The sequence below is a fragment of the Pontiella sp. genome, assembly GCF_041622395.1.
In the GTDB taxonomy this organism is placed as follows: domain Bacteria; phylum Verrucomicrobiota; class Kiritimatiellia; order Kiritimatiellales; family Pontiellaceae; genus Pontiella.
Map to the genome: position 1 here is coordinate 1 of NZ_JBFJYW010000319.1, position 4,175 is coordinate 4,175.

Genomic DNA, 4,175 nt, shown 5'->3' on the forward strand with positions numbered 1-4,175 from the left:
GCCGTTTAACACACGGCCCGGAGGACCCGGCTACATCAAAAGCATCTGCTCGGTGGTTTCCCAGTCGAGGCATTGGTCGGTGATGGACAGGCCGTATTCCAGATTGCAGGAAATTTTCTGGTTTCCTTCTTTGAGGAAGCTTTCGACCATGGCGCCCGTGATGGGGCAGTTGCCCTTGGCCCGCTGGGCGAGAATCTCTTTCCAGACCTTGACCTGGTTGCGGGCAATCTTGCCGGCATTGGCGTGCGAACAGTCGACCATCAGCGATTTTTCGAGTCCGGCGGCTTCGAGCTTGCAGGCGGCGTAGGTGACTTCCGGGAAGTGGTAGTTGGGTTGCTTCCCGCCGCGCAGAACCAGATGTGTGTTCGGATTGCCGGAGGTTTTGACCATCGCCGAATGGCCGTCCTGGTCGATGCCCAGGAAGCTGTGCGGATTGCTGGCCGACTCGATGGCGTTGATGGCGATCTCGATGTTGCCGTCGGTGGCGTTCTTGAAGCCGACCGGCATGGAGAGGCCGCTCGACATTTCGCGGTGCGTCTGCGATTCGGTGGTCCGGGCGCCGATGGCCGACCAGCTGACGAGATCGGCGGTGTATTGGGGCACGATCGGGTCGAGAAATTCGGTGGCGATCGGCAGGCCGAGGTGGGCGATGTCGAGCAACAGCTTGCGTGCGGCACTGAGGCCGAGCTCCATTTCGCAGGAGTTGTCGAGATGCGGATCGTTGATGAAACCCTTCCATCCAATGGTGGTGCGCGGTTTTTCGAAGTAGACGCGCATGACGATGAAATATCGGTCTTTCACCTCTTGCGCAACGGCGGCCAGCCGTTGGGCATAATCCAGCGCGGCCGCCGGATCGTGGATCGAGCAGGGGCCGATGACGACGAGCAAGCGGTCGTCGCGCAGGTGGATGATGTCGCGGACGGCATCGCGGTCGGCCAGAACCTTGTTCGTCAGGGCGATGCCGATCGGAAGCTCTTCCTTCAGCTTGGCGGGCGTGACCAGCTTCTTGATTTTCTTGATGCGCAGGTCTTCGGTCAGATGGATATCGTTTGTCATAAGGAGGCGGAATTAAGCACAACAGTCTAACGATTGGAAGAATCTTCTTGTTTGCTTTGGATGATGCGTTCCTGGCGGTCGCGCAGGATTTCCTTGTTGGTCCAGACGCCGTAGGGATCGCGGTAGGGCAGGCCGCGGGTGGTCGTGCGGATCATTTCGGTTTCGTGGTCGGGCAGGGGGATTTCGATGGCTTCCGGGCGCAGGGCGGCGAGCGTGCCGCCGCGCTGCCGCCCGACCGGGACGGTTTCGCCCACGAAGAATCCGGCCTCCATCAGCCCGGCGCGCACCGGGATCGCCGCGCAATAGGTCAGTAGCACGGCGTCCGGTTTCATGACGCCTTTGAGCTTTTTGAAAAAGTCCACCGTCCACAGTTCGCTGTTGCGCTGGGTGGAAAAGGCATCCAGGAAAACGAGGTCGTATGCGTGGGGCTCGCATTTCGTGATGGTGTACCGCGCGTCGCCCCAGTGGATGGAGAGCGACGCATGATGCGGGAGGCGCGAGCTTCCGGACGCGTACAGTTCGGCCAGCGTCTTTTTCCAGTCAAAGGAATCGGTTTCCTTTGTATGGATGTTTTCCGCCGCCGCACCCACCACCCGCCGATCCATTTCCAAGGCGGTGATGCTCAGTGGCCCCCGGCATGGCCGGCATGCGAGTGCTGCCGCGGTCAGGCTGTTGTAGCCGAGTCCGAAGCAGACATCCAAAAGCGCAACATTGCCATTCGCCAGCCGCTCCTTGAGTTTGCTGGGCACGATGTATTTTTCCTCGGCCTCCAGTCGCGCGCCCGCCGGTGTGTGGTAGTGCTCTTTATAGTCCTCGTTCCAAAACGTGATGGATGCATCTTCGGTGGGAACGAGCTTCGGTTTCCAGGTTTCCGTTTCAGGTTTCAGGATTCCGAACAAATCGCCCTGTCGCCACTCCCGGCAGGTCATCTGCTGGATGACGTAGTCGATGAATTGCCCTTTGGCCATGTGCCACTTCGGGGCGATGAGTTCGTTGTCGGGCGTGTCGGTCGTGATCCGCATGATGGGGATGTTCGGCGGCATGCGGCGGATGAAATCCATCAGGTGCTCCGCAAAATCGTACTCCATGAAAAGCGGCGCATCGAAAGTCGGGCCGGTTTCATATGCTTTGGCTAGCGTGGTGCCTTTTTCGATATGCAGGTTGTGGATTTTTATGGCGTCGATGGGAAGGGCGGCGAGGGTGTCGGCCGTCTGCTGGAAATCGGCCGCGGTTTCGCCGGGCAGGCCGAGGATGACGTGGATGGCCACCTTGATTCCGCGCTCGTGCAGGTGTTCGATCGCCGCTTTGCTCGCCGCCCAGTCGTGGCCGCGGTTGATGCGCTCGAGCGTGCGATCGTGAACGGTCTGGACGCCGAGTTCCACCCAAACTTCGATGTGCTGGTTGAGTTCGACGAGAAAGTCGTAGGCCTGCGGCGTCAGGCAGTCGGGGCGGGTGCCGATGCTCACGGCGGTGAAATCGAACGCATCGAGCAGGTCGAGATACAGCGGCTGTTGTTTTTCGCCGAAGGTGGCGGAGAAGGCCTGGATGTAGGCCATGTATTTTTTCGCGCCGTAGCGGTCGCGCGCAAAGCGGATCGCCTCGGCCATCTGCTCCTGCACGGTGGCGGCCCCCAGCGTCTGCACCGCCGCGGCGCCGCGCGCGTTGCAGAACGTACAGCCGCCGGTTCCGTCGAATGCGCGGTTGGGGCAGCCGAGACCGAAGTCGATCGGTACGCGGAAGAGCGCCTCGCCATAGCGCGCTTTCATGTAGTCCTTGTATTGGAGGTAGGGGCTTTTCATCGAAAAAAAACTGTGCCGCAGGGCCGCGTTCGAGGCAACACGCAATGGAAAATATCGGATTTAGTCAGATGATTAAATAGTTGATTTAATCGTTTGACTAAATGGTTCGGGCGGCTACATTTGGCGGACTGATTAAACCCGGGGACATCGCAATGAGGACCTATTCGGCCGCAGAAATCACTAAAATGAACATCATCGCCGCTGCCGGCAACTTGGCGGCGGCGGATGGCTTTGCCAGTGTTTCCACCCGCAAGGTGGCGGAGGCCGCCGGCGAAAACATCGGAAGCATCCATTACCATTTTGGCGGGAAGGACGGTCTTTTTGCGGCGGTGGTGCGCGAGGCGATGAGCTGGTGCATGGACAAGGAATACTTCGACGCGATTTCGGCGATCGATGAAACGGCCACGCCCAAAGAGTTGGCAAAAGTGGTTCGGGTCATCGTCTCCAGCGAGATCACCGATCTGTTCCGTACGGACCGGCCCGCCTGGCATTCGCAGGTGATCTATCAGCTGCTTCAGCGCGACGACGAGCTCTATGAGCTCTTCCGGGTCGAGGTGCTCGAACCCAGCATGGAGGCGTTGAGGCGCTTTTTGAAAATCATCGATCCCGCGATGGATGAAACCGAGGTGTTTCAGCGCACGGTTACCATGAAGATGCCGATCTTTGCCCACGCAAACTACATGAAGGTGTTTCTGAAGGCGCTGGGAACCGAAAGCTATACGGAAGAATATTTGCAGAAATTGGAAGATTTGTTGGTACGGCAGGCCCAGTTGTCGCTGGGGCTTCCGGAGGATTAAGGGACTTTTAAGGGAGTATGCGATGAAGCTGAATAAAAAAATCATTACCGGGATCGGGGGCGGCATATTGGCCGTTGCCGTCATCGTGTTGGTCAGTGCCGCAGGCGCGCGAAAGAAAGAGGCCGCCAAGCATCAGAACCAAGCCAAGATGGAATTCAAGAATGCACCGCGCCCGGTTCGGTTCGAGCGGGTCAAGGCGGCGCCGCTGAGGCTGGAGCGCAGTTTCCCCGGCATCGTCAAGGCCTCGGAAGAGACCGCGCTTTCGTTCCGGGTCGGCGGGCCGTTGACGAGTGTCAACGTCATGCTCGGCGAGCCGGTGAAGGAGGGCGACCTGCTGATGCAGATCGACCCGCGCGACTTCGAGGACCGGATTGCCGCGCTCGAAGCGCAGCTGTCCGGGGCGATGGCGATGCAGCAAAACGCGCAGCAGGACTACAAACGCATTTCCGGCCTCTTCGAGCAAAAGGTGGTTCCGCAGTCCGACTACGACCGCGCCAAGAGCGGGCTCGATGCGGCCGAAGCC

Annotated in this window: 4 protein-coding genes; 2 read left to right on the forward strand and 2 right to left on the reverse strand. The window is 59.5% G+C overall.

Annotated elements, in window-relative coordinates:
- Positions 1 to 30: 30 nt before the first annotated feature.
- Together ABYO54_RS14705 and ABYO54_RS14710 are read right to left on the reverse strand one after the other, a co-directional pair.
- On the reverse strand, positions 31 to 1,056 hold the full coding sequence (locus ABYO54_RS14705; protein WP_372808995.1) for a 3-deoxy-7-phosphoheptulonate synthase: 1,026 nt from the start codon (positions 1,054 to 1,056) through the stop codon (positions 31 to 33).
- Between the two features lie 26 nt (positions 1,057 to 1,082).
- Positions 1,083 to 2,855 carry a TIGR01212 family radical SAM protein gene (locus ABYO54_RS14710; protein WP_372808996.1) on the reverse strand — a complete coding sequence of 591 codons (1,773 nt, stop codon included), beginning with the start codon at positions 2,853 to 2,855 and terminating at the stop codon, positions 1,083 to 1,085.
- Between the two features lie 152 nt (positions 2,856 to 3,007).
- On the opposite strand from ABYO54_RS14710, the gene ABYO54_RS14715 reads away from it, so the two are divergent.
- Together ABYO54_RS14715 and ABYO54_RS14720 are read left to right on the forward strand one after the other, a co-directional pair.
- Positions 3,008 to 3,652 (forward strand): TetR/AcrR family transcriptional regulator, encoded by a 645-nt coding sequence (locus ABYO54_RS14715; protein WP_372808997.1) that lies wholly within the window; start codon positions 3,008 to 3,010, stop codon positions 3,650 to 3,652.
- A 22-nt stretch (positions 3,653 to 3,674) separates the two neighbouring features.
- Positions 3,675 to 4,175, forward strand: a 501-nt coding sequence (locus tag ABYO54_RS14720) for an efflux RND transporter periplasmic adaptor subunit (RefSeq protein WP_372808998.1), incomplete at its 3' end; no start/stop codon positions are given.

Coding starts and splice junctions, on each gene's coding strand:
- ABYO54_RS14705 (WP_372808995.1), bottom strand. CDS start 1,056: ATGACAAACGATATCCATCTGACCGAAGACCTGCGCATCAAGAAAATC.
- ABYO54_RS14710 (WP_372808996.1), bottom strand. CDS start 2,855: ATGAAAAGCCCCTACCTCCAATACAAGGACTACATGAAAGCGCGCTAT.
- ABYO54_RS14715 (WP_372808997.1), top strand. CDS start 3,008: ATGAGGACCTATTCGGCCGCAGAAATCACTAAAATGAACATCATCGCC.